Here is a 23,456-nt window from a genome sequence, read left to right as displayed (position 1 = left end):
AATCAGAGCACCCTTTTTGCCGCTCTTACGCGCAAGCGCGCAGCAATAAAACCGTGTTTAGGAGCAAAAATAAAAGCTACAAGAAACAAAAGCCCTTGGAAAAGCACAACCATACCACCCGTTTGCGCATTCAAAAAATAACTCACATAAACACCCAATACACTTGTAAATGTCCCAATAAACACTGCAATCACTAAAAGATTTGCAAAACGATCACTTAAAAGATAAGCTGTTGCTCCCGGTGTCACAACAAGACAAATAACCAAAAAAGCACCCACTGTCTGCATTGCAGCAACTGTGCAAGCAGCAAGCAACGCAAAAAAGAGAATTTTTAATAATCTCACATTCAATCCAACAGCACGCGCATGATTTTCATCAAACAGAGCAACCAATAAATCTTTCCATTTTAAAAGCAATATAAAGAGAGATACAAAGCCAATAAAAGCCAACTGCATAATATCAACTGAACTGACGGCCAAAACATTCCCCAAAACAATTGTGTCAATATTAACAGCCATTGGTTTTAATGACTTTAAAAATAGGCCAAAAGCAAAAAAAGAAGAAAAAATTAAACCAATAATCGTATCCTCTTTAAGCTTTGTCCGGTTATTAAAAAATAACATTGCAGCTGCGGCTAAACCACCAGAAAAAAAAGCTCCCAACGAAAACGGTAATCCTAAAAGATAAGCTCCAGCAACCCCAGGAACAATCGAATGAGAAAGTGCATCACCGATCAATGACCATCCTTTCAACATTAAAAAAGCCGAAAGAAACGCACAAACACATCCGACTAATCCTGAAACCCACATTGCATTAACCATATATTGATAGGTAAATGGCTCAAGCAACCAAGAAGTCATAAAACATGCTCCCGCGTTTGATCATGATTAGGACATACAGTCTTTTCCCCATTTGAAAAAGCATCTTTTTCTTTTGCGTGTTGAAAATCAAAAATATGATGATGCAAAACACCATCAAAAGTTTTTTCAAGATTTTCCTTTGTAAAGACAATTTCTGTCAACCCAGAAGCTAAAACCGTTCCTTTGATTAAAACCGTTCGATCACAAAAATCAGGAATAGAGCTCAAATTGTGGGTAGAAACTAAAATTACAGCACCTTCTTCACGCAAATCTTTCAACAAAGAAATAATTTTATCTTCTGTTTTAACATCAACCCCTGTAAACGGCTCATCAAGCAAAATAACCTTTGCTTTTTGTGCCAAAGCACGAGCTAAAAAAACACGCTTCTTCTGCCCTCCAGAAAGCTCTCCAATTTGACGCTTAGCAAACTCCAACATATCAACACGCTTTAATGCAACGCGAACGGCTTCATAATCCTCTGCTCGCGCATAGCGAAAAAAATTCATATGGCCATATCGACCCATCAAAACGACATCTTCAACAAGAACAGGAAAATCCCAATCAACATCTTCGCTTTGAGGAACATAAGCAACAAGATTCTGCTTTAAAGCCTTTTCAACAGGCAAACCAAAAATACGAATTTCTCCTTTTGATGGCCGCACAAACCCCATAATAGCCTTAAATAATGTTGATTTTCCTGATCCATTAACCCCAACCAATGCTGTAATAGACCCCACGGGGCTTTGGAAATTCACTTCCCGCAATGCTGTATGTCCATTGCGGTAAGTTACTGTTGTTTCCTGAACAAATATTCCAGAATTAGTCATTGGCTTTGCGCCTCACCTGCTAAAGCATTTGCAATACGCGTACTCGTCACACGGAGCAAATCAATATAAGTAGGCACTTCACCATTTTCATCACTCAATGAATCAACATAAAGAACACCACCATATTTAGCGCCCGTTTCTCTCGCAACTTGCTTAGCGGGAGCAGGAGAAACCGTACTTTCAGAAAAAACAACATGAATATTATATTTTTTCACCATATCAACGACATGCTTAACCTGATGAGGTGTTCCCTGCTGATCAGCATTGATTGGCCATAAATAAAGCTCTTTCAAACCAAAATCACGAGCCAAATAGCTAAAAGCACCCTCACTCGTCACAAGCCAACGTTTCTCTTCTGGTAATGCTTCCAGTATGGCTCTAATTGGGTCAATGTTTGAACGAATTTTCTGTTTGTATATTTCAGCATTTTTTTTATAAATAGCCGCATTTTTAGGATCATACTTTACAAAAGCATCGCGAATATTATCCACGTAAAGCAACGCTGAGGTTGGTGACATCCAGACATGTGGATTTGGTTTCCCGCTAAAAGGTCCTTCACCAATCGCAATTGGAACAACCCCTTCTGAAACGACAACACTCGGAACATTCTTGATCCCTTGAAAAAACTTTTCAAACCAAATCTCTAAATCCAACCCATTCCAAAAGATAAGATCAGCTCCTTGAGCACGCATAAGATCACGTGGTGTAGGTTGATATTCATGAATTTCAGCGCCTGGTTTGGTAATCGACTCAACATCAGCTGCATCACCTGCTACATTACGTGCCATATCCGCAATGATTGTAAAAGTTGTCACCGCTTTAAATTTATCAGCACTCAAAGCTGAGATTGGTACTAAAAAAATTACCCCCAAAAAAACTGTGGTAAAAAAAGTCTTAAATTTCATTCATTTTCTTTCTATTGCCAATGATTTGCATTATCATTTATAAATAACAGCTAATTTAAGCCTTTGCAATAAAAGATTATTTTTCAATATGAACTTTTTAATCGTTTAAAACCGTTTTAATATTTATAATTTTGAGACCTGATCTTTCTCATAAAAACCAATAAAGAAACAATCTCATCACTTACGTTGATTGCGTAAACGCTACACAAATGCATCTTATAATAATTCCAGCAAAGAAACTCTTCACTTGACAAGACAACCATAATCAACGACGCAAATAGGCTCCCGTAGCTTTAGTAACATTTTCTATTACCTTCGAAGCCAGGTTTTCAAGATCTTCATCTGTTAAGGTTCGTTCAATAGGCTGAATAGAAACCTCAATTGCTACCGATTTTTTATCTTCACCAAGAATTGGATCCTCAAAAAGATCAAAAACTTTCACCGAATGAATAAATTGTTTATCTGCTCCCAGTGCAGCACGAACAACCTGAGAAGATTCAACTGTTTTATCAACAACAAACGCAAAATCACGTCGGACTATTTGGAAAGGTGACAGCTTTAAAGGAGGACGAGCCTTTGTTGTTTTTTTCTTCGGCACCGGAATTCGATCGAGAAAAATCTCAAAACCACACAAAGAACCACTCACATCTAATTCTTCCAATGTAGTAGGATGGAAAACACCAAAAAAACCAAGAATAATCTTCGGCCCAAGCTTTATAACACCTGAACGACCAGGGTGATACCACTCAGGTGCTCCAGTTTCAATTTGCACTTTACTGATATCCATACCACACGCTTCCAAAACAGCGAGTGCATCTGCTTTTGCAGCAAAAATATCAACCACTTTTGCATTGCCGTCCCAAAAGCGTCCCGTTCCTTCAAATCTTTCTGTGCCCCGACGAATACCAGCAGCAACACACTGCTGTTGGTCAGGAGCATCACCTTCATAAATATTTGAAACTTCAAACAAAGCAAGATCCAAGAAACCACGATCCGCATTTCTCTGTGCGGCTACAAGTAAACCAGGTAAAAGAGAGGGACGCATAACCGACATATCAATAGCTATAGGATTAACCAATTTAAGCTGAGCTTGGCCTCCTCCAAATGCTTGTGCCTGTTTTTCAGAAATAAATGACCACGTTACGGCCTCCATCATACCTCGACAAGCTAAAACCTGACGAGCAGAACGTGAACAAATTTGCGAAAATGTTAAAATATTTTCATTAACTTCTGTTATTTTGTTCAGAGGCATAGGTTCAATCTTATCCAACCCATAAATCCGCATCACTTCTTCTACCAAATCCGCCTTACCTTCAATATCATGACGCCACGTTGGCACTGTCACCGTCACAACATCTCCTGTTCCTTCAACGTGCAATCCAAGTCGTGTTAAAATTGCGATAGCTTCTTTACGTTCAATCTCTAAACTGGTTAAGCGTTTTATTTCAGAAAATGGAAAAGAAATCTGTTTTCTTTTAGGTTGCTGATAACCAATAACTTGCACTTTCGATGCTTCACCCCCACACAGGTCGAAAACCAGTTCTGTTGCAATCTCAAGTCCTGCTTCCATAAAAGATGGATCAACACCGCGTTCAAATCGATAACGCGCATCGCTTACAAGTCCTAATACACGACCCATTCGTGCAATGCTTAATGGATCCCAAAGTGCCGATTCAATAATAACGCGACGCGTCGTTTCATCACAGCCCGTTCTTTCACCACCCATGATCCCTGCAATGGCAACAACCCCTTCTTCATCTGCAATGACACAATCTTGAACTCCCAAGTTATAGATTTTACCATTTAGCGCTTGAAGCTGTTCTCCCTCATGTGCGTGACGTATTGTTAAATGTCCTTTAATCTTATCGGCATCAAAAACATGAAGTGGGCGGCCAAGATCAAAGCACATATAGTTGGTCATATCAACCAATGCATTTATCGGTCTTAATCCAATTGCTATTAAACGCTTTTGCATCCATTGCGGTGACGCACCGTTGTGCACATTGCGAACCTCACGCCAAGAAAAACCTGAACAGAATGATGTGTTTTGTGAATCACCTAATGAAAATTGTATCGCTGTCTCAAAAGAAGAAACACTGTGTGGTATCGATAATTCTTTTAAACGACCAATACCAGACGCAGCTAAATCACGAGCAATCCCGCGAACACCTGTGCAATCAGAACGATTTGGTGTTAAACCAACATCAATAATCGGATCATCTAAACCCACATAAGACGCAAATGACACTCCGACAGGTGCATCTTCTGGAAGCTCAATAATTCCATCATGTTCATCCAACAGCCCAAGCTCAGATTGTGAACACATCATACCAAAACTCTCAACACCTCGGATTTTACCCACAAGTAATGTCACATCAAGCCCAGGCACATAAGTTCCAGGCAATGCAAGAACACCAACCAAACCAGCGCGTGCATTTGGTGCTCCACAAACAACTTGTACAGGCGCATCAGATCCATTATCAACGGACAAAATCTGTAATTTATCCGCATCAGGATGTTTAATAGCCGTTAAAACTTTTGCAATCACAAAACCTGTTAAAGAAGAACGATCGTCAACATGTTCAACCTCAAGACCAATCGCTGTTAATTTATCACAAATTTCATCCAAAGATGCATCTGTCTCTAAGTGATCTTTCAACCAAGACAATGTAAATTTCATTTTAAAACCTCACACGCAAACTGTTTTAAGATCACAATTTTTTAAAACCAGAAAAAAGACTATGTATGTCAAAACAACGAAAACCATAATGACCCAACCATCGCAAATCTGCATCAAAAAAAGCGCGCAAATCAGACATGCCATATTTTAACATCGCAATACGATCCAGACCCATCCCCCAGGCAAATCCTTGATATTCATCCGGATCAAAACCAACATTCTTCAACACATGAGGATGCACCATGCCGCATCCTAAAATTTCTAACCAATCAGAACCCTCTCCAAACTTTACTTCTGAACCGGAGCGATCACATTGAATATCCACCTCCATAGACGGTTCAGTAAAAGGAAAAAAAGAAGGACGAAAACGCATCTTCACCGTCGACACTTCAAAAAATCTTTTACAAAAGGTTTCATGAAGCCACATCATGTGTGCAATAGTGGAAGCTTTATCAATCACCAATCCCTCCACTTGATGAAACATCGGTGAGTGCGTTGCATCAGAATCCATGCGATAAGTTTTTCCAGGAATAATAATGCGTATTGGTGGTTGTTGCTTTTCCATCGTACGAATTTGAACTGGAGATGTATGCGTCCGCAATAATTTTCGATTTCCTGTTTCATCTTCCTCAAAAAAGAAAGTATCGTGCATTGCACGTGCCGGATGACCTTCAGGAAAATTCAATGCCGTAAAATTATAATAATCTGTTTCAATATCAGGTCCTTCTGCGATAGCAAAACCCATATCAGCATAAATCGCTATGATCTCATCAATCACTTGAGAGATCGGGTGAATACGACCCCTCTCTATAGGAGAAGAACGAACAGGTAAAGTCACATCAACTGTTTCGCTCGCAAGCCGTAAGGTCATTGCTTGACGTTTTAAAGCTTCACACTTTTGTTCCCATAATTCTAGAATACGATTTTTTAATCCATTAAGCGCTGGCCCCATTTTGCGACGCTCGTCAGCACTCATCTTACCCAACATTTTTAATTTTTCAGAAACACTGCCTTTTTTTCCTAATGCTGCCACACGCACTCTTTCAAGTTCATGTTCATCATTTGCTGTTTCTATCGCTAAACCAATTTCCTGCTCTAAACGCTCAATATCATTCATATTTCTGCCTATTTTTTTAATAAAAAACCGCGCCAGCAATAACCAGCGCGGGATTCCGAATAAGAATGCTTGAAGAAAACGCGATGGCTATTTGGCAGCGTCTTTAAAAGCATTTGGCGTTGTATTGTTCAAATATTCTAAAGCTTTTTTTGCAGAAGCAACCAAAGCAGAAAATGCCTTGGGTTCATAAATAGCGATATCAGAAAGAACCTTACGATCAATCTCAATCCCTGCCTTGGATAAACCGTCAATAAAACGTCCGTAAGTCAAACCTTCCATACGAACAGCTGCATTGATTCGCTGAATCCACAAAGCGCGGAAAGTCCGTTTGCGATTTTTGCGATCACGGTAAGCATATTGCTTCGAACGATCAACCGCTGCTTTCGCTGCACGAATAGTATTTTTACGCCGACCGTAAAAACCCTCCGCTTGTTTAAGAACTTTTTTGTGCTTAGCATGGGCTGTAACACCCCTTTTTACACGTGCCATCTTGACAATCTCCTAAAAACCAAAAACGCGTAACTTAAAGACCATTCGGCAAATAACACTGAATGACTTTTTTAGCATCTGATTCAGACAGAACCATCGTCCCACGTGCATCACGAATGAATTTATTAGAACGTTTAATCATGCCGTGACGTTTTCCTGCAGCTGCTGCTTTAACTTTGCCTGTTGCAGTAACTTTAAACCGCTTTTTCGCGGATGACTTGGTCTTCATTTTGGGCATTTTGCTACTCCATCTTTAAAAAATCCAATCAAACTGACCAAAGCTTGATTTAGCACCTCAAACAGCCACGGCATGCCCTGCCGGGCGGCTTACTGACTCTTTTTCAATAAGCCAGGATGCATAAAATAGCAAGAGCATATCAAAAAAAAAGCGGTGCTCCATTTCCTTTAACTTCAACAAGAGGAGCAGGGATTGCATTTGTTTTTACAGCAGCCTTGCAAAGATCTGCAATAATGCATTGCATACATAGCACGTTACGCGCCTTGCAAATATAACGGCCATGCAAAATAAGCCAGTGATGTGCATGATGCAGATAACGAGGTGGAATAATTTTTACCAACTTTTTTTCAACCGCTTCTGGTGTTTTTCCTGGTGCTAAACCAAGACGATTGCCAAGACGAAAAATGTGCGTATCCACTGCCATAGTGGGCTTACCAAAAGCAACATTTAAAACAACATTAGCCGTTTTACGCCCAACACCAGGCAATGTCATAAGTGCTTCACGATTATCAGGAACTTTTCCATCATATTTATCGATTAAAAGACAGCAAAGCGCATAAACATTTCGTGCTTTAGCTCGCCAAAGACCAATTTTACGGATATGCTGAGCAATCCCTTCTTCTCCTAACGCAACCATTGTTTCTGGTCGATCGGCAAGACGAAATAATTCTCGTGTCACTTTGTTAACACCTACATCTGTTGCTTGCGCCGAAAGAACAACCGCAATTAAAAGCGTAAACGCATTCGTGTACATAAGATCACTTTCAGGAGAAGGACGTTGAATAGAAAAACGATGAAATATCTCTATAATTTCATCTTCTGTATACAATGTTCCACGTACTTTTCTTGCTGTCCGTAATGTTTTTGTTCTTTCCGTCATGACACTTTACTATTTTTTTCTAAAATTATTATTTAAGCCCGAACAAATACTCTCAATGCTTTTTAGCGCTTTGTCACAGAATTTTTTCACAAGAAAGTACCCCAATAATCACAGTATAATATTGTTTTAACATCTTAATGTAATCAATTTAGTAAAATCTATCGCATTCGCAGTGCAGCATTAAATACTCTTCCAAGAATAATCACAAATATTGCACACACATCATCATAATATTTTGTTTGGTCAATTTCCAAATCAATAATCTCAATATTCTTCCTGTTCTGATCTATTTTCATGCAGAAATTTAAACATATCACAAATACTCAATTGCAAAATAATCCTTTATCCGTTACTCTTCACAAATGAAAATTAAAAACATATATAAATGAGAGAACCGTAAACAAACCTTATCATGGTTAAAAATATGACCTCTCCTGATACAGAACAAATTGCTTATCTTAAAAAAGTATGTACGGATGATCTGGCTAAAAATTTTCCAGATTTACCTCCTATGCCCCCAGGTATTACACTATGGGCTCTCTTTGGCGAAACAGGTCATCCAATCATTTTATCTGATGAGCGTTCTATTGCTCTTGCGGGTGCCAATGAACGTGAATTGCAGCTTGTAACACTCCATTAAAGTTTTTCGAATTATTGAAACGGAGATCTATGGTTGAGCCCAATATTGATGACGCACGCAATAAATCGTTCTTATAAGAATCCTAATTTTAATTCAGTTGTTAAAACGTAAAACTTTTTTCTTTGCAAATTGCCAAAAAAATCTCATTTCTGTTACGTCTTTACTTTCTTTATTAAAAATTAACGCATTCCACATGCTCTCAATTGCTGATCATACCGTATAGACATATTTTTCATACGCTGTGCTTTCGCTGCAAGCGCTGCAGTTGGGCGCCCTCCACTACGTGCATAAGCACCATGTCCCATATGATAATTTAAATAAAGATTATATGCATCACTGGGATGCACGTTATTGCGCAAGACACTTTGACGATGATACCAAGCAACGAAATCTGCTGAATCTGAAAAATTAGTCCGTCGTGCAGAAAATTTTCCTGTAGAGTGTAAATATGCTTTCCATGAACCATCAATCGCTTGAGAATAACCATAAGCCGTTGAAAGACGCTTCCATGGAATAAAGCCAAGAAGCTTTGTACGTGGAGGACGCGCATTATGACGAAAACTTGATTCCATATTAATCGTCGCAAGAATGATAGGCATAGGAATTCCATAACGCTTTTCTGCACGTTTAGAAGCTTTCCTCCAATTATTAAAAAAACTATTTTTCTGAGCAAAAACAGCACAAGCATTATTCGTATATTTGGGAGGTTTTGTTGCACATCCTCCTAATAAAAACACAAATAATCCTAAAAACAAAAAATACCGCATCATTCCTATTCTCCTTTTTCAAAGGATAAACAAGATCATCAATACTAAGAAGTTCTTACCAATTCATAAAAGATACAATTGTAAAATTAGGAACTGCTTTATTCTTCATTTCTCAAATGCAGTGTTTGCGGCTGAATAGAAGTCATCTTTGATGTTGATAGAGGATCATGCTCTTTCAATTCAACAGCCTCAATACGATGAGCTCGCTTCATAATTTTAGAAGATGATATTAAAATTGCTTCAATATCCTCACCCATTTTATAAAAATGCTTTTGCAAAGCACGGACACGTGTATCCATACGACCCAAATCTTCTAAAAGTTTTGCTACTTCCAATTGAATTAAATGTGTTTGCTCACGCATCTTTGCATCTTTCATAATATTTTGAACAACTTGAACAGATAACATTAACAAAGATGGTGATACGATAATCACATGCGCTCGATTAGCTTTTTGCACCAATGGTTCAAAATCTTCATAGATTGTTGAAAAAATTGATTCTGACGGCACAAAGAGAAAGGCTGTATCATGAGTCTCTCCAGGAATTAGATATTTTTGAGCAATATCGCGAATATGAACTTCCATATCGGTGCGAAATTGGCGCTCTGCTTCTTGGCGATCTTGAGATGATGATGCTTTACGAATTGCATTCCATGCTTCCAAAGGAAATTTAGCATCAACAACAAGAGAAGGTGCTTTATTAGGCATATGAATAAGACAATCTGGACGCTTTCCATTGGAAAGAACTGCTTGAAAAACATATGCATTAGCAGGTAAAGCATCCGCAATAATGGCTTCCATTCGTCCTTGACCAAAAATCCCACGTGTTTGCTTATTGTTTAAAACAGCTTGTAATTGAACAACCTGTCCTGTAAGAGACTGAATATTACTTTGCGCTGCATCAATCACCGCTAAACGCTCTTGCAAACGTGTTAAATTTTCATAAGTTGACTTTGCTTGTGCTTGAAGATTTTGGCCTAAGTTTATTGACATTCCACTCAAGCGTTCAGAAATAGACTGATTTAATTCAGCTTGCCTTTGACCAAAAACTTCTATCATTGTCTGCATACGACCTTGCATTTCATTTTGCGTTTTTAATAATGTAGCTATTTGTATCTGCGTTTCACGAGCACGTTCAGCAACTTCATGCTCCCAAAGATCCTTTTTCCGATTGCCCCGCATAATCATAAAAAAAAGCGTACCAACTAGCAAAAGCAGAATAATTAAAAACCAAAGATATGTACCAAAAGGTGTCAAAGAAAAAAATAAATCAAACATAAAAAAACAATAGTAATTTTATTGCAACCAAGCAAACGAATCGCTTATTTAACTATTAATAGTCATAATAGTAAATTATTAGCTCGCGTGTTTATATGTCAATACAACCTTTAGTGACTTTACCTGACCCGATTTTACGTGAAATTTCAAAGCCGATTGAAGATGTTAATACATCCATCCAAAAATTGGCTGATGACATGATAGAAACGATGCGCAGTTCATTTGGTGTTGGTCTTGCAGCTATCCAAATTGGTGTTCCATTACGTATGCTAGTGATCGATATACGTATGTTAGTTGCAGACCTCTCTGATAAAGAAACACTTCAAGATTCTCTTGTTGTTATTAACCCAGAGGTTCTCTGGATTTCCGATGAACGGAGTGTTTGCCAAGAGGGATGCCTTTCTATTCCTGGTTATTTTGCAGAAGTTGAACGCCCTAAAAGCCTGCGTATTCGCTATAGAGATATTTGTGGACAACAAGTAGAAATTGATGCAGATCAATTTTTTGCGACTTGCCTACAGCATGAGATTGACCACTTAGATGGTCGCCTTTTCATAGATCATATTTCAAAAACTAAGCGTGACATGGTGATCCGGAAGTTTAAAAAACGAAATAAAATTTCAAAGGATGCAACTTTGTAATGGCATTAAGATTAAGTTTTATGGGAACGCCTGACTTTTCTGTTCCCATTTTACATGCTTTATTGGATGCAGGTCATGATATTGTAGCGGTTTATAGCCAACCTCCTCGTCCATCAGGGCGCCGTGGTCTTAAGTTAATTCCTTCTCCCGTTCAAAGTGCAGCAGAAGCAAAGTCTATTCCTGTTTTCACACCTAAAAGTCTTAAAACTACTGAAGTACAATCTCAATTCTCTGCTTTTTCTGTTGATGTTGCGGTTGTTGTCGCTTATGGGTTGCTTATTCCAAAAGCCATTCTCGACATACCACGTTTTGGTTGTTTTAATGCTCATGCTTCATTATTACCACGTTGGCGCGGTGCTGCACCTATTCAACGCGCAATCATGGCTGGTGATAAAGAAACAGGTATGATGATTATGAAAATGGACGAAGGACTTGATACAGGTCCTATCGCTTTATCTCGTTCAATTGCCATAACAGAAAATACCACAACCCATGAACTTTCAAAAAAACTGTCACATATAGGAGCAGAACTCATCGTAGAAGCTTTATCTGCCCTTGAACAAGGACATCTTAAACTTACTCCACAATCACAAGAGGGAGTAACATATGCTCAGAAAATAAAAAAAGAAGAAACCAGAATTGATTGGACAAAACCTGCAGAATTAATTCATAAACAGATTTGTGCCCTTTCTCCTTTTCCTGGTAGCTGGTGTGAAATGAATATTAGTGGAAAACAAGAACGTGTAAAAATTCTTGGAAGTCGTTTAATTACTGAGCCTTCTCTTGAGATTGGTCGACTGGAACCAGATGATTTGGTTATCCATTGTGGACAAGAACGGATCAAAATAACATCGCTTCAAAGATCTGGTGGTAAAGTTCTTGATAGCTCAACATTTTTGCGTGGAGCTAAAATTTCGGCAATTTTTTAACATGCCACGTTTTAAACTCACTCTCGAATATGATGGTTCAAATTATGCTGGATGGCAACGTCAAGCACAACTTCGCACTATACAAGGTGCTATTGAGCAAGCAATTTTTCATTTTAGTGGTCAACAATTAACCATCACGACAGCCGGTAGAACTGATGCAGGTGTCCATGCAACAGGACAAGTTGCTCATATTGATTTCTCAAAAAATTGGCCTTCTAATACTGTACGTGATGCACTTAATGCTCACTTGCGGCAACAAAATGAAGATATTTCAATTCTCAATGTACAAAACGTTCCTGAAAGCTTTGATGCACGATTTTCTGCCACTAAACGCTATTATCTTTTTAAAATTCTTAACCGTCGCTCTCCACCAGCTCTAAATGCCAAACGCGTATGGTGGGTGCCAAAACCTCTCAATGCTGAAGCAATGCATGAAGCTGCCCAAAAACTTGTAGGACGACATGACTTTACAACTTTTAGATCAGCACACTGTCAAGCCAAAAGTCCTATTCGTACTCTTGAATGCTTAGATGTACAAAGAGAAGGAGAGGAAATTCTCCTTTACGCACGTGCTCGTTCTTTTTTGCATCATCAAATCCGTTCATTTGCCGGAAGCCTCATGGAAGTTGGCATCGGACGCTGGACAATTCAAGATCTTGAAAATGCTCTCCATGCTAAAGATCGCGCACGTTGTGGAATGGTTGCTCCTCCTTCAGGTCTTTATTTAACGAAAGTTGATTATTAACTCTCCTTAAAATATTTTTTCTCTCACTTTCAAAAAAGATTATGCAAGTTTATAAAAAGCACAAATTTCTTCAAAAGCTTCTTTTGCTGTATTAACAAATGTCATTAAATTAATATCAGAAGGAGAAATTGTACCTTGCTCAGACAAATAATTAAAATTAATCAAATTGTCCCAAAATTCCCTGCCAAACATTAAAATTGGAACGCGTTCCATACGTCTTGTCTGTATTAAAGTGAGTGTTTCAAATAATTCATCCAAAGTCCCAAATCCACCAGGAAAAATAACTACTGCTTTTGCTCGCCTTAAAAAATGCATTTTGCGCATCCCTAAATAATGAAAATTAAAACACAAATGAGGCGTCACATAAGCATTAGGGACTTGCTCATGCGGTAAAATAACATTCAAACCAATCGTTGGAGCACCAACATCAGCAGCACCACGATTTCCAGCCTCCATGACACCTGGCCCTCCTCCTGTAACAATCACAAATTCACGATACTGTGTCGTAGCAGCATAACGCGAACACAAACGTGCAAACTCTCTTGCTTCATCATAATAATGCGACATTGCTCGCAAATTTTTTTCTTGTATTTCGTTTTTTGCAGCCCCTGCATCTCGCCCAGGTGCAGGAATACGTGCTCCACCAAACAATACAACGGTTGATTGAATACCGTATTCCTCAAGAGTCATTTCTGGTTTCAAAAATTCAAGACTAATCCGTTGTGAACGCAATTCAGGACGCATCATAAATTCTTGGTCTACATAAGCTAAACGATAAGTCGGCGAACGCATTTGAGGGGTATTAGATATTTTATTTTCCTGTTGTGGCACTTCTTGAGAATAAGAGAGCTCGATCGATTTTTTTTCTTTTTTTATCATTCTATTATATTTTTTCACTACACAATACTCCTACATTTTCCTCTATTCAGTTTATTGACTGTATTCTTTTCTTCGCGTAGGTCATAAATAATAAATCTTGACACCTTTAATTTTAACGGAATCTGAGCAATGCATAATCTCATACAACTTGAAACGATCATTGAAAAAGCATTCAATAATCGTGATACTGTCAATACTGCTACAAAAGGTGAAATACGTGATAGCGTTGAATATGTATTAAATCTTCTCGATAAAGGTGAAATTCGCGTAGCAGAACGACAACAGAATGGTCAATGGCATGTTCATCAATGGTTAAAAAAAGCGATTCTTCTTTCCTTTCGCCTCAACTCTACACGTATCATTACTGGTGGAGCAAGTGAATCATTTTGGTGGGATAAGGTTCCTTCAAAATTTTCTGGGTGGCAAGAAGCTGATTTTAAGCAAGCTGATTTTCGCTCAGTTCCAGGAGCCATCGTACGTCACTCTGCTTATATTGCATCCAATGTTGTCTTGATGCCATCTTTTGTTAATCTTGGCGCTTATGTAGGTGAAGGAACAATGGTTGATACATGGGCTACGGTTGGTTCTTGTGCACAAATCGGAAAACATGTTCACCTTTCTGGTGGTGTCGGCATTGGAGGAGTTTTGGAACCACTCCAAGCAAACCCAACGATCATTGAAGATCATTGTTTTATCGGTGCACGTTCCGAAGTTGTAGAAGGTTGCATTATTCGTGAAGGTGCTGTTTTAGGCATGGGTGTTTTTATTGGAAAATCAACCAAAATTATCGATCGTACAACAGGTGAAATTTTTATAGGTGAAGTTCCCGCTTATTCTGTTGTTGTCTCAGGTTCAATCCCTGGAAAACCACTTCCAAATGGTGAAGCCGGTCCTCACCTTTATTGCGCTGTTATTGTTAAACGTGTTGACCAAAAAACGAGAGAAAAGACATCTATTAATGATCTTTTGCGTGATTAAAAGAAATTTTTAAAAATCCGCAGTCTGTTCAATATCAAAACAAAAACACTTTTATTTTGACATTACTTACTCATTTTAAGCGCTTCGATAAAAGCTGACTGCGGAATTTCTACCTTTCCGAATTGCCGCATTCGTTTTTTACCTTCTTTTTGCTTTTCCAACAATTTGCGTTTACGCGTAACATCACCACCGTAACATTTAGCCGTCACATCTTTACGTAAAGCACGCACAGTTTCGCGAGCAATAATTTTACCACCAATTGCTGCTTGAATCGGAATCTGAAACATATGTTGAGGAATAAGATCTTTTAGTTTTTCGCACAATGCTCGTCCACGCTTTTCTGCTATACTACGATGCACAAGCATCGACAATGCATCAACAGACTCACCATTGACTAAAATCGACATTTTAACCAAATCACCTTCAGAATAATCAGTCATTTGATAATCGAAAGAAGCATACCCCTTTGAGATTGATTTTAAACGGTCGTAAAAATCAAAAACAACTTCATTTAAAGGCAAATCATATGTCACCATTGCACGTGCCCCAACATAGGACAAATTAACTTGCAATCCACGTCGTTCTTGGCAAAGCTCTAAAACTGCTCCAAGATAATCACTCGGTGTCATAATTGTTGCGCGAATCCATGGCTCTTCAATAGAAGAAATTTTAACAATATCCGGCATATCCGTTGGGTTATGTAATTCCTTAACAGAGCCATCATTCATATTCATACGATAAACAACAGAAGGTGCTGTCGCAATTAAATCCAAATTAAATTCACGCTCTAGTCGCTCTTGAATAATTTCAAGATGAAGAAGCCCTAAAAAGCCACAACGAAAACCAAAACCTAAAGCAGCTGATGTTTCCATTTCAAAAGAAAAACTAGCATCATTTAAACGCAATTTCCCCATAGCAGCGCGTAAATCATCAAAGTCAGCTGCATCAACTGGAAAAAGACCGCAAAAGACAACAGGCTGAGCCGGTTTAAAACCAGGTAATGCTTCTTCACAAAGACGACGTTCTTCAGTAATAGTGTCTCCAACACGTGTATCCGCGACCTCTTTAATAGAAGCTGTTATAAAACCAATCTCTCCTGGCCCTAATTCATCAACCTGAACCATTTTTGGAGTAAACACACCAACACGTTCAACCGGATATTTTGCCCCTGTACCCATCATGCGAATAGTTTGGCCTTTTTTCAACACACCATCAACGACTCGAACCAAAACAATAACGCCGAGATAAGCATCGTACCAACTATCAACCAACATCGCTTTCAAAGGTTTTTCAGCATCACCTACACGTGGAGATGGCAATTGTGTAACAATTGCTTCCAAAACATCAATAATCCCTAAACCTGTTTTTGCTGATATTTCTAATGCTTCAGACGCATCGATCCCAACCACATCTTCAATTTGTTCCTTCACACGCTCCGGTTCTGCAGCGGGAAGATCTACCTTATTGAGAACAACAACCAATTCATGAGAATTATCAATAGCCTGATAAACATTCGCCAATGTTTGTGCCTCTACCCCTTGACTTGCATCAACCACTAACAACGATCCCTCACAAGCGGCCAAAGAACGTGACACTTCATAAGCAAAATCAACGTGACCAGGTGTATCAATAAGATTGAGAATATAAATTTCACCATTTTTAGCTTTATAATGTAAACGAACAGTTTGAGCTTTAATGGTAATCCCACGTTCACGTTCAATGTCCATAGAATCAAGAACCTGATCCTTCATCTCCCGTGTATCAAGACCACCCGTCATTTGTATCAAACGATCAGCCAAGGTTGACTTCCCGTGATCAATGTGAGCCACAATGGAAAAATTACGAATGTGATTGCGATCTACTGTCATATAATGCGCTTTAGCAAAGAATAACACAAAACGCAAAGGTCAATTACATATCTCTATAAACCGTAAAAAAGTTAATGAAAAATCACCCTGATCAGAAAACTCTCTTCTCAACAATATAATCAATATTTTCAATTGTTTTCTTCGTCACTCTGTGGTGAAAATTTCAGTTGAGCAACAACAATCCCAATAAAAATAAGAAGACCTCCAAATAAAGCAGAAGAGGATAAACGCTCACCAGCCAAACGTCCAACAATCCCAGCCCAAACAGGTTCCCCTGCATAAATAAGTGTTGCACGAGTGGGTGAAATAGATTTTTGTGCCCAATTCATAGTCAATTGAATGACCGCACTCATCAATGCCAACGTTATCCCCACATTAAACCATACCCATGAAAAATCAGGAATCTTTTCACCTATCAGAGGCATAGAAAGAAATGAAAAAAGACCACAAAAAAACAACTGTATAATTGTTACACGCCGACTATCAACCTTTCTTGCAAAAAGTCCAATCAAAATGACCTCTCCAGCAATCGCTAAAGCACCTAATAAAGTGAAAATTTCACCTTTTGAAAAATTAATACCGTCCAAACCTTGTCCCGAAACGAATACAAGTCCTATAAACGAAAAAGTAATACCAATCCAACTTAACAAATGAGGTAATTTTTTTAAAAAAATCCATTGTAAAATTGGCACTATTGGCACATAAAGCGCTGTAATCAAGGCAGATTGACTACTGATAATTGTCTGAAGCCCTGCTGCCTGTAACGCATATCCAAAAAACATTCCTAAACCAATGCACAGTCCAGCAAAAACCTCATAAAGAGTTAAATTTTTCATAGAGCGACCAAAAATCATCCCCGATATGAATGCTGCAACCATAAAACGAAAACCAACAAAAAAAAGAGGACCACTATAACGTACCGCAATATGAATAATTAAAAACGTAATACCCCAAAGTATTGTTGCTGCAAATAATGCTAATTCTTGCTTACTAAATAAAGGACGTTTCACCTGTTCTATTTCAGTCATGAAAAGCTCCATTCTTAAATTCATTTCACATTATTTTACGAAACAATAAGTGTTCCTGCTCCATGTTCCGTAAAAAGTTCAAGTAAAACAGAATGAGGAGCCTTGCCATTCAGGATAACAACACCTTCTACGCCAGTTTGAATTGCTTCAATACACGTTTCTACTTTTGGAATCATTCCTCCGGTAATTGTTCCATTTTTGATAAGATTTTTAGCTTCAGTAATTGTTAATTCCTTTAAAATCCTACCTTCTTGATCCAATACACCAGGAACATCCGTCAAAAACAAAAGACGTTTAGCTTCTACTGCACCAGCAATAGCTCCAGCAAAAACATCAGCATTAATATTATAGGTTTGACCATCACGTCCGGGCGCAACAGGAGCAATAACAGGGATCATTTCAGAACACGCTAACAGATCCAATAATGTTCGATCAATTTCAACAGGCTCACCAACAAAACCCAAATCTAGCACACGTTCAATATTTGAATCAGGATCTATCGTTGTTTTATAGGCTTTTTCGGCAAAAACCATATTGCCATCCTTGCCACAAAGTCCTATTGCCCACTCACCTTCAGCATTAATGAGAGCAACAATTTCTTTATTAATGGAACCTGCCAAAACCATCTCAACTACTTCAACGATTTTTTCATCCGTCACACGTAAACCATTTTCAAATCGCGATTCAATTCCCATTTTCATTAAAATCTCAGCAATTTGAGGCCCCCCACCATGCACAACAATAGGATTAATCCCTGATTGTTTTAGCAAAGCAATATCTCGCGCAAACGCCTTCCCTAAAGCAGGATCACCCATAGCATGCCCGCCATATTTTACAACAACGGTTTCATTTTCATATTTTTGCATATAAGGTAAAGCAGACGACAGAAACTCCGCTTGTTGTTCAAAAGCATCTACAGCAACGTTTTCAACATTATCCATCAAAAGAATCTCCTCATCATTTTTACCTTCTCTTAATGGAAGTGAGAAAAAGCGCACGTAAATTTTAAATCAATTTTTCGATTATTTACTTTATTGAAAAGTATCACGAGATTCATTAAGAGCAACCTCCCCAACAACACTTAACACAAAAAAGTTCACCGAAATAGATGTGCAAAATGCTATTATCTTATAATTTTATGTCTAAAAATGAACAGAATAATCCAAAAAACTTTTCAGAAAACCATTATAATAACGAATGAATCTCAATCTCTCTATTAACTGTGACATACTCCATAATAAAACTCTTCACAACAATACAGTTATATATGACCCGTTATTTTGTGAAATAAATTATAAAAAAATACAATATTTAGATAAGAAGATAATCATTGCACAAAGAAACATAATAGTTCAATTGTGCACAATGGCTATATTTTTATAGACAAAAAAACTACTTCACAAAACTCATAGCTCTGAAAATTTCTATAAAAGTGATTTTTTTTATTTTTCAACTCAATGATAACTGATGACTCTTTCTTCAGAAAAGCGCATCAGAAAATATACATCTTATATCTTTTTCTTAACAAGACTTCTCACACACCGCAACCTCCTTCAAAAAAAGTATTATTTTTTGAAGTAACAGCTGCTAAATATTCAACAGAACAAGAATATGATAAACGTATTTTATTGATCATTTTTTATTTTTATAAAAAAATTCACAATATTCATCTTTTAAACACGTATTTCTGAGTTTGTTTTTTAATTTTGACCAGCAATATTTTCAAAAAACTCTTTCATACGCGCAAAAAACCCATGTGACTGTGGAGAATTTTCATGGTTTGAAAGTTTATCAAACTTTTGCAATAGTTCACGCTGCTCTTGCGTCAAATTCTGTGGTGTTTCAATCGTAATATGAATATAAAGATCACCTCTTGCTTGTTGACGCAATATAGTCATCCCTCTACCCTTCAAACGAAACTGATGCCCATTTTGAGTTCCTTCTGGTACTTTAACACGAACCTTAACACCCTCAAGATCAGAAACTTCAAATTCACCTCCTAAAGCAGCCGTAATCATCGAAATAGGAACACGACAATGAAGATCTGCACCATCTCGCTGAAAAAACTCATGCGGCTTAATAGAAAGGAAAATATAAAGATCTCCAGAAGGCCCTCCACGAATACCTGCATCGCCTTCACCAGAAAGACGAATACGTGTACCATCTTCAATCCCTGCTGGAATACTCACTCGTAGAGAACGACTTTCTTCAACTCGTCCTTTACCGTGACATTTCAGACACGGATCTGTAATCATTTCTCCTCGCCCGTGACACCTCGAACATGTTCTTTCAATAGAAAAAAAACCTTGAGCCGTACGAACACGTCCAGATCCGTGACACGTACCACATGTTTGTGGTTTTGATCCTTTTTTCGCACCCGATCCTTCACATCCATCACACATAATAGAACTCGGAATATTAATTTGCGCGGATTTTCCTGCAAAAGCCTCTTCCAAAGTTACTTCCATGTTATAGCTTAAATCTGTTCCACGTTCACGACCATCACTGCGCTTTCTATGTCCACCTCCCATAATGTCGCCAAAAAAATCTTCAAAAATATCAGCAAATCCACCGCTTGCAGCAAATCCATTAAATGGATTTGCCCCTTCGCGACCACCATTCTCAAATGCCGCATGACCAAATCGATCGTAAGCAGCACGCTTTTGAGGATCTTTAAGAACCTCATAAGCCTCGCCAATTTCTTTAAATTTTCGTTCTGCTTCTTTATCACCCGCATTACGATCAGGGTGATATTGCATCGCCAACTTACGAAATGCAGACTTTAGCGTCTTATCATTACAATCACGGGTTACGCCAAGAATTTCATAATAATCAATCTTCATCATGTATTCCTGATAATTTTTTTGTTATCTTTTTCATATTTCAAGATAACACTTGTTTTCAAGTTTATGCTTTTTAGTTGAGAGAGACAATGTCTTTCAAACAATAAAGCCCAGCCTTATTTTCAAAGGCCGGGTTTATATTGAGTCAACACATATTTTTCAACTATTTATTTTTATCATTAACTTCTTCAAAATCAGCATCAACAACATCATCATTTTTTGTATCTGCTTCAGGATTTTCCTTTGCTGCAGCTTCAGAAGCTTCATACATCGCTTGCCCAAGCTTCATACTAACTTCTGCTAATTTCTGCATTTTTGTTTTGATTTCTTCGACATCACCACTTTCAAGCGACGCTTTCAAATCAGCTACAGCCGATTCAATCTGAGATTTTTCATCAGCAGATACTTTATCACCGTAATCAGTCAAAGACTTTTCAGTTGAATGGATAAGAGATTCTGCTTGATTTTTAATTTCAACACTTTCACGACGCTTTTTGTCTTCAGCAGCGTGTGTCTCAGCATCTTTAACCATCTGTTCAATATCAGCATCACTCAAACCACCTGATGCTTGAATACGAATCTGATGTTCTTTACCCGTTCCTTTATCTTTGGCAGAAACATTCACAATACCGTTTGCATCAATATCAAAGGTAACTTCAATCTGAGGAACACCACGTGGCGCTGGTGGAATACCAACAAGATCAAATTGCGCTAATAATTTATTATCATTAGCCATTTCACGTTCACCCTGAAAAACGCGAATTGTCACTGCATTTTGATTATCGTCAGCTGTTGAAAAAGTTTGTGATTTTTTGGTTGGAATAGTCGTATTGCGTTCAATTAAACGTGTAAACACTCCTCCTAATGTTTCAATACCTAAAGACAAAGGCGTTACATCCAAGAGCAACACATCTTTCACATCGCCTTGTAATACACCTCCTTGAATAGCTGCTCCCATAGCAACAACTTCATCCGGATTAACACCTTTGTGAGGATCTTTTCCAAAGAAGCTTTGTACCACTTCTTGAATTTTAGGCATACGGGTCATACCCCCTACCAAAACAACCTCATCAATTTCACCAGCATTCAACCCTGCATCTTTTAATGCAGCCTTGCAAGGCTCGATCGTGCGCCGAACCAAATCATCAACTAAAGATTCAAACTTTGCCCGAGTTAACTTCATTGCTAAGTGCTTAGGACCTGACTGATCAGCAGTAATAAATGGCAAATTAATTTCTGTTTGCTGTGAAGAAGAAAGCTCAATTTTGGCTTTTTCAGCAGCTTCTTTTAAGCGCTGCAATGCCAATTTATCATTTTTCAGATCAATTCCTTGTTCTTTCTTGAATTCATCCGCAAAATAGCTCACTAACCGCATATCAAAGTCTTCTCCACCTAGGAAAGTATCTCCATTGGTTGATTTAACTTCAAAAACACCATCTCCAATTTCAAGAACAGAAATATCAAATGTACCACCACCAAGATCGTAAACAGCGATGGTTTTTCCATCTTTTTTATCCAAACCATACGCCAAGGCAGCAGCCGTAGGCTCATTAATGATCCGTAAAACTTCAAGCCCAGCAATTTTACCAGCATCTTTTGTCGCTTGACGTTGAGCATCATTGAAATAAGCAGGAACAGTAATAACTGCTTGTTCAACTTTTTCACCAAGATAAGATTCTGCAGTTTCTTTCATTTTTTGTAAAGTCATTGCAGAAATTTGTGATGGAGAATATTTTTTACCGCCTTCTTCAATCCATGCATCGCCATTGTCACCTTTCACAATTTTATAAGGAACAAGAGCTTTATCTTTTTCAACCATAGGATCATCAAAGCGGCGTCCAATAAGACGTTTAACCGCAAAAATTGTTCCTTCAGGATTTGTCACAGCTTGCCGTTTAGCAGGTTGTCCAACAAGACGTTCACCACTATCGGTAAAGGCAACAACAGAAGGCGTTGTTCGAGCCCCTTCTGAATTTTCAATGACCTTCGCTTGTTTACCATCCATCACAGAAACACAAGAGTTGGTCGTCCCCAAATCAATACCAATTACTTTTGCCATATCTTAAATCTCCATTCAGCAAGCTATCTCAACCTTTATCAAGCATTTTCTCAAGACAGCTCCTATCACATTCAAAGCTAACTTCATTCAAAATTTATTATACAAACAATAAATCAACAGCCATAACAGACCTACTGTTTGGTATATAAGAACAGCTTTTTATCCCTACAAGAGAACAATGAAAGAAACATTTTTAAAAAAATTCTTTAAAAAATAGCACTGTTACTCTTCACAATCCTGCAAAGCATTTCTTCTACAGCAAGTACAGGCATAATAGCAAATTATTTCTTCAGTTTTCATCAAAATTTCAATGCGCTACGTAGTTTAAAGAAATAAAAATATCTACTTTTTTAGCTTTCGATATTTATCTGTTACAATAATACAAAATATCTCGTTAAAAATTCTTCTAAAAATTTTTATTAGGTTATTTCCCAAAAATATTACACCGTATCACACTTTAAGCAGCAAATATTTTTCTTATCAGCGATTAATATAACTTCTATATTCACCACTTATACCACTCAATTAAGATTTTCGAAATTTTAAGAGGATAGTATCGAAAAATCTACTTCAACGAGTTAAAAACTCACTGTTATCTTTTATAAAAGATACTTTGGACACAACTGCTCAATTATTCATACTAATATACATCTCTGTTTTGAAATATATAAATAAATGATTTTGTTCTATAGTCTTATTTAGTCACTCTACCGTAAAAATACTGCATCCGCACAATCTTTTTATTTTATATCTGAATCAATATAATTTAGAAATATCTTCTTTTATTTTAAGAAAAATTTCTGCTA

General features: G+C 37.8%; 21 protein-coding genes. 5 read left to right on the top strand and 16 right to left on the bottom strand.

All coding sequences use genetic code 11. The annotated features are described in order from the left end of the window. Positions 1-2 precede the first annotated feature (2 nt). The 8 genes from NPY00_RS00825 to nth all read right to left on the bottom strand — a co-directional run bounded on the left by NPY00_RS00825 (position 3) and on the right by nth (position 7,996). Positions 3-860 (bottom strand): metal ABC transporter permease, encoded by an 858-nt coding sequence (locus NPY00_RS00825; RefSeq protein WP_269020134.1) that lies wholly within the window; start codon positions 858-860, stop codon positions 3-5. Next, entirely contained in the window at positions 857-1,687 is an 831-nt protein-coding gene (locus tag NPY00_RS00820) for a manganese/iron ABC transporter ATP-binding protein (RefSeq protein WP_269020133.1), read from the bottom strand. Before NPY00_RS00820 ends, NPY00_RS00825 begins: the two co-directional genes overlap by 4 nt. Continuing rightward, positions 1,684-2,592 carry a metal ABC transporter substrate-binding protein gene (locus tag NPY00_RS00815; RefSeq protein ID WP_269020132.1) on the bottom strand — a complete coding sequence of 303 codons (909 nt, stop codon included), beginning with the start codon at positions 2,590-2,592 and terminating at the stop codon, positions 1,684-1,686. Before NPY00_RS00815 ends, NPY00_RS00820 begins: the two co-directional genes overlap by 4 nt. Positions 2,593-2,857: 265 nt before the next feature. Then, entirely contained in the window at positions 2,858-5,272 is a 2,415-nt protein-coding gene (gene pheT / locus NPY00_RS00810; RefSeq protein WP_269020131.1) for a phenylalanine--tRNA ligase subunit beta, read from the bottom strand. 31 nt (positions 5,273-5,303) lie between these two features. Then, positions 5,304-6,389 (bottom strand): phenylalanine--tRNA ligase subunit alpha, encoded by a 1,086-nt coding sequence (pheS, locus tag NPY00_RS00805; RefSeq protein ID WP_269020130.1) that lies wholly within the window; start codon positions 6,387-6,389, stop codon positions 5,304-5,306. 87 nt (positions 6,390-6,476) lie between these two features. Further along, on the bottom strand, positions 6,477-6,878 hold the full coding sequence (gene rplT / locus NPY00_RS00800; RefSeq protein ID WP_269020129.1) for a 50S ribosomal protein L20: 402 nt from the start codon (positions 6,876-6,878) through the stop codon (positions 6,477-6,479). 34 nt (positions 6,879-6,912) lie between these two features. Continuing rightward, the gene (gene rpmI / locus NPY00_RS00795) at positions 6,913-7,116 is read right to left on the bottom strand and encodes a 50S ribosomal protein L35 (RefSeq protein WP_269020128.1); all 204 of its coding nucleotides are present in this window, start codon (positions 7,114-7,116) and stop codon (positions 6,913-6,915) included. 139 nt (positions 7,117-7,255) lie between these two features. Continuing rightward, entirely contained in the window at positions 7,256-7,996 is a 741-nt protein-coding gene (gene nth / locus NPY00_RS00790; RefSeq protein ID WP_269020127.1) for an endonuclease III, read from the bottom strand. Between the two features lie 412 nt (positions 7,997-8,408). Between nth and NPY00_RS00785 the strand changes: the two genes are divergently transcribed. Further along, complete coding sequence (locus NPY00_RS00785) at positions 8,409-8,636, top strand: DUF1150 domain-containing protein (protein ID WP_269020126.1); 228 nt, start codon at positions 8,409-8,411, stop codon at positions 8,634-8,636. Between the two features lie 179 nt (positions 8,637-8,815). Here NPY00_RS00785 and NPY00_RS00780 read toward each other — a convergent pair whose 3' ends face one another. Continuing rightward, positions 8,816-9,403: a transglycosylase SLT domain-containing protein gene (locus tag NPY00_RS00780; RefSeq protein WP_269020247.1), complete on the bottom strand. Its 588-nt coding sequence runs from the start codon at positions 9,401-9,403 to the stop codon at positions 8,816-8,818. 98 nt (positions 9,404-9,501) lie between these two features. Continuing rightward, positions 9,502-10,680, bottom strand: a complete 1,179-nt coding sequence (locus NPY00_RS00775; protein ID WP_269020125.1) for a DNA recombination protein RmuC — start codon at positions 10,678-10,680, stop codon at positions 9,502-9,504. A gap of 95 nt (positions 10,681-10,775) precedes the next feature. On the opposite strand from NPY00_RS00775, the gene def reads away from it, so the two are divergent. The 3 genes from def to truA are packed head-to-tail and all read left to right on the top strand — an operon-like array spanning position 10,776 to position 12,995. Then, positions 10,776-11,321 carry a peptide deformylase gene (gene def, locus NPY00_RS00770; RefSeq protein WP_269020124.1) on the top strand — a complete coding sequence of 182 codons (546 nt, stop codon included), beginning with the start codon at positions 10,776-10,778 and terminating at the stop codon, positions 11,319-11,321. Next, entirely contained in the window at positions 11,321-12,250 is a 930-nt protein-coding gene (fmt, locus tag NPY00_RS00765; protein WP_269020123.1) for a methionyl-tRNA formyltransferase, read from the top strand. The genes def and fmt overlap by 1 nt, the downstream gene beginning before the upstream one ends. Before the next feature lies 1 nt (position 12,251). Next, positions 12,252-12,995 carry a tRNA pseudouridine(38-40) synthase TruA gene (truA, locus tag NPY00_RS00760; RefSeq protein ID WP_269020122.1) on the top strand — a complete coding sequence of 248 codons (744 nt, stop codon included), beginning with the start codon at positions 12,252-12,254 and terminating at the stop codon, positions 12,993-12,995. A 39-nt stretch (positions 12,996-13,034) separates the two neighbouring features. Here truA and NPY00_RS00755 read toward each other — a convergent pair whose 3' ends face one another. Then, the gene (locus tag NPY00_RS00755) at positions 13,035-13,874 is read right to left on the bottom strand and encodes a TIGR00730 family Rossman fold protein (protein WP_269020246.1); all 840 of its coding nucleotides are present in this window, start codon (positions 13,872-13,874) and stop codon (positions 13,035-13,037) included. A gap of 129 nt (positions 13,875-14,003) precedes the next feature. On the opposite strand from NPY00_RS00755, the gene dapD reads away from it, so the two are divergent. Further along, the gene (gene dapD, locus NPY00_RS00750) at positions 14,004-14,852 is read left to right on the top strand and encodes a 2,3,4,5-tetrahydropyridine-2,6-dicarboxylate N-succinyltransferase (protein ID WP_269020121.1); all 849 of its coding nucleotides are present in this window, start codon (positions 14,004-14,006) and stop codon (positions 14,850-14,852) included. 62 nt (positions 14,853-14,914) lie between these two features. Here dapD and lepA read toward each other — a convergent pair whose 3' ends face one another. The 5 genes from lepA to dnaK form a co-directional block, all read right to left on the bottom strand. Beyond that, complete coding sequence (gene lepA, locus NPY00_RS00745; RefSeq protein ID WP_269020120.1) at positions 14,915-16,720, bottom strand: translation elongation factor 4; 1,806 nt, start codon at positions 16,718-16,720, stop codon at positions 14,915-14,917. Between the two features lie 128 nt (positions 16,721-16,848). Then, a complete protein-coding gene (locus NPY00_RS00740) occupies positions 16,849-17,748 on the bottom strand; it encodes a DMT family transporter (protein WP_269020119.1) in 900 nt (299 codons plus the stop codon). A gap of 35 nt (positions 17,749-17,783) precedes the next feature. Beyond that, positions 17,784-18,689: an acetylglutamate kinase gene (gene argB / locus NPY00_RS00735; protein WP_269020118.1), complete on the bottom strand. Its 906-nt coding sequence runs from the start codon at positions 18,687-18,689 to the stop codon at positions 17,784-17,786. A 759-nt stretch (positions 18,690-19,448) separates the two neighbouring features. Beyond that, complete coding sequence (gene dnaJ, locus NPY00_RS00730; protein WP_269020117.1) at positions 19,449-20,591, bottom strand: molecular chaperone DnaJ; 1,143 nt, start codon at positions 20,589-20,591, stop codon at positions 19,449-19,451. Between the two features lie 163 nt (positions 20,592-20,754). Continuing rightward, positions 20,755-22,650 carry a molecular chaperone DnaK gene (dnaK, locus tag NPY00_RS00725; protein WP_269020116.1) on the bottom strand — a complete coding sequence of 632 codons (1,896 nt, stop codon included), beginning with the start codon at positions 22,648-22,650 and terminating at the stop codon, positions 20,755-20,757. Positions 22,651-23,456 lie beyond the last annotated feature (806 nt).

Source organism: Bartonella sp. F02 (genome assembly GCF_026929975.1).
In the GTDB taxonomy this organism is placed as follows: Bacteria; Pseudomonadota; Alphaproteobacteria; order Rhizobiales; family Rhizobiaceae; genus Bartonella.
Note: the sequence above shows the minus strand (reverse complement) of the source record. Positions and strands in the feature narration are given on the sequence as shown.

Coding starts and splice junctions, on each gene's coding strand:
- rplT (WP_269020129.1), bottom strand. CDS start 6,878: ATGGCACGTGTAAAAAGGGGTGTTACAGCCCATGCTAAGCACAAAAAA.
- pheS (WP_269020130.1), bottom strand. CDS start 6,389: ATGAATGATATTGAGCGTTTAGAGCAGGAAATTGGTTTAGCGATAGAA.
- argB (WP_269020118.1), bottom strand. CDS start 18,689: ATGGATAATGTTGAAAACGTTGCTGTAGATGCTTTTGAACAACAAGCG.
- dnaJ (WP_269020117.1), bottom strand. CDS start 20,591: ATGAAGATTGATTATTATGAAATTCTTGGCGTAACCCGTGATTGTAAT.
- NPY00_RS00815 (WP_269020132.1), bottom strand. CDS start 2,592: ATGAAATTTAAGACTTTTTTTACCACAGTTTTTTTGGGGGTAATTTTT.
- NPY00_RS00780 (WP_269020247.1), bottom strand. CDS start 9,403: ATGCGGTATTTTTTGTTTTTAGGATTATTTGTGTTTTTATTAGGAGGA.
- NPY00_RS00775 (WP_269020125.1), bottom strand. CDS start 10,680: ATGTTTGATTTATTTTTTTCTTTGACACCTTTTGGTACATATCTTTGG.
- dapD (WP_269020121.1), top strand. CDS start 14,004: ATGCATAATCTCATACAACTTGAAACGATCATTGAAAAAGCATTCAAT.
- rpmI (WP_269020128.1), bottom strand. CDS start 7,116: ATGCCCAAAATGAAGACCAAGTCATCCGCGAAAAAGCGGTTTAAAGTT.
- truA (WP_269020122.1), top strand. CDS start 12,252: ATGCCACGTTTTAAACTCACTCTCGAATATGATGGTTCAAATTATGCT.
- NPY00_RS00825 (WP_269020134.1), bottom strand. CDS start 860: ATGACTTCTTGGTTGCTTGAGCCATTTACCTATCAATATATGGTTAAT.
- lepA (WP_269020120.1), bottom strand. CDS start 16,720: ATGACAGTAGATCGCAATCACATTCGTAATTTTTCCATTGTGGCTCAC.
- NPY00_RS00755 (WP_269020246.1), bottom strand. CDS start 13,874: ATGATAAAAAAAGAAAAAAAATCGATCGAGCTCTCTTATTCTCAAGAA.
- dnaK (WP_269020116.1), bottom strand. CDS start 22,650: ATGGCAAAAGTAATTGGTATTGATTTGGGGACGACCAACTCTTGTGTT.
- pheT (WP_269020131.1), bottom strand. CDS start 5,272: ATGAAATTTACATTGTCTTGGTTGAAAGATCACTTAGAGACAGATGCA.
- fmt (WP_269020123.1), top strand. CDS start 11,321: ATGGCATTAAGATTAAGTTTTATGGGAACGCCTGACTTTTCTGTTCCC.
- nth (WP_269020127.1), bottom strand. CDS start 7,996: ATGACGGAAAGAACAAAAACATTACGGACAGCAAGAAAAGTACGTGGA.
- NPY00_RS00740 (WP_269020119.1), bottom strand. CDS start 17,748: ATGACTGAAATAGAACAGGTGAAACGTCCTTTATTTAGTAAGCAAGAA.
- def (WP_269020124.1), top strand. CDS start 10,776: ATGTCAATACAACCTTTAGTGACTTTACCTGACCCGATTTTACGTGAA.
- NPY00_RS00820 (WP_269020133.1), bottom strand. CDS start 1,687: ATGACTAATTCTGGAATATTTGTTCAGGAAACAACAGTAACTTACCGC.
- NPY00_RS00785 (WP_269020126.1), top strand. CDS start 8,409: ATGGTTAAAAATATGACCTCTCCTGATACAGAACAAATTGCTTATCTT.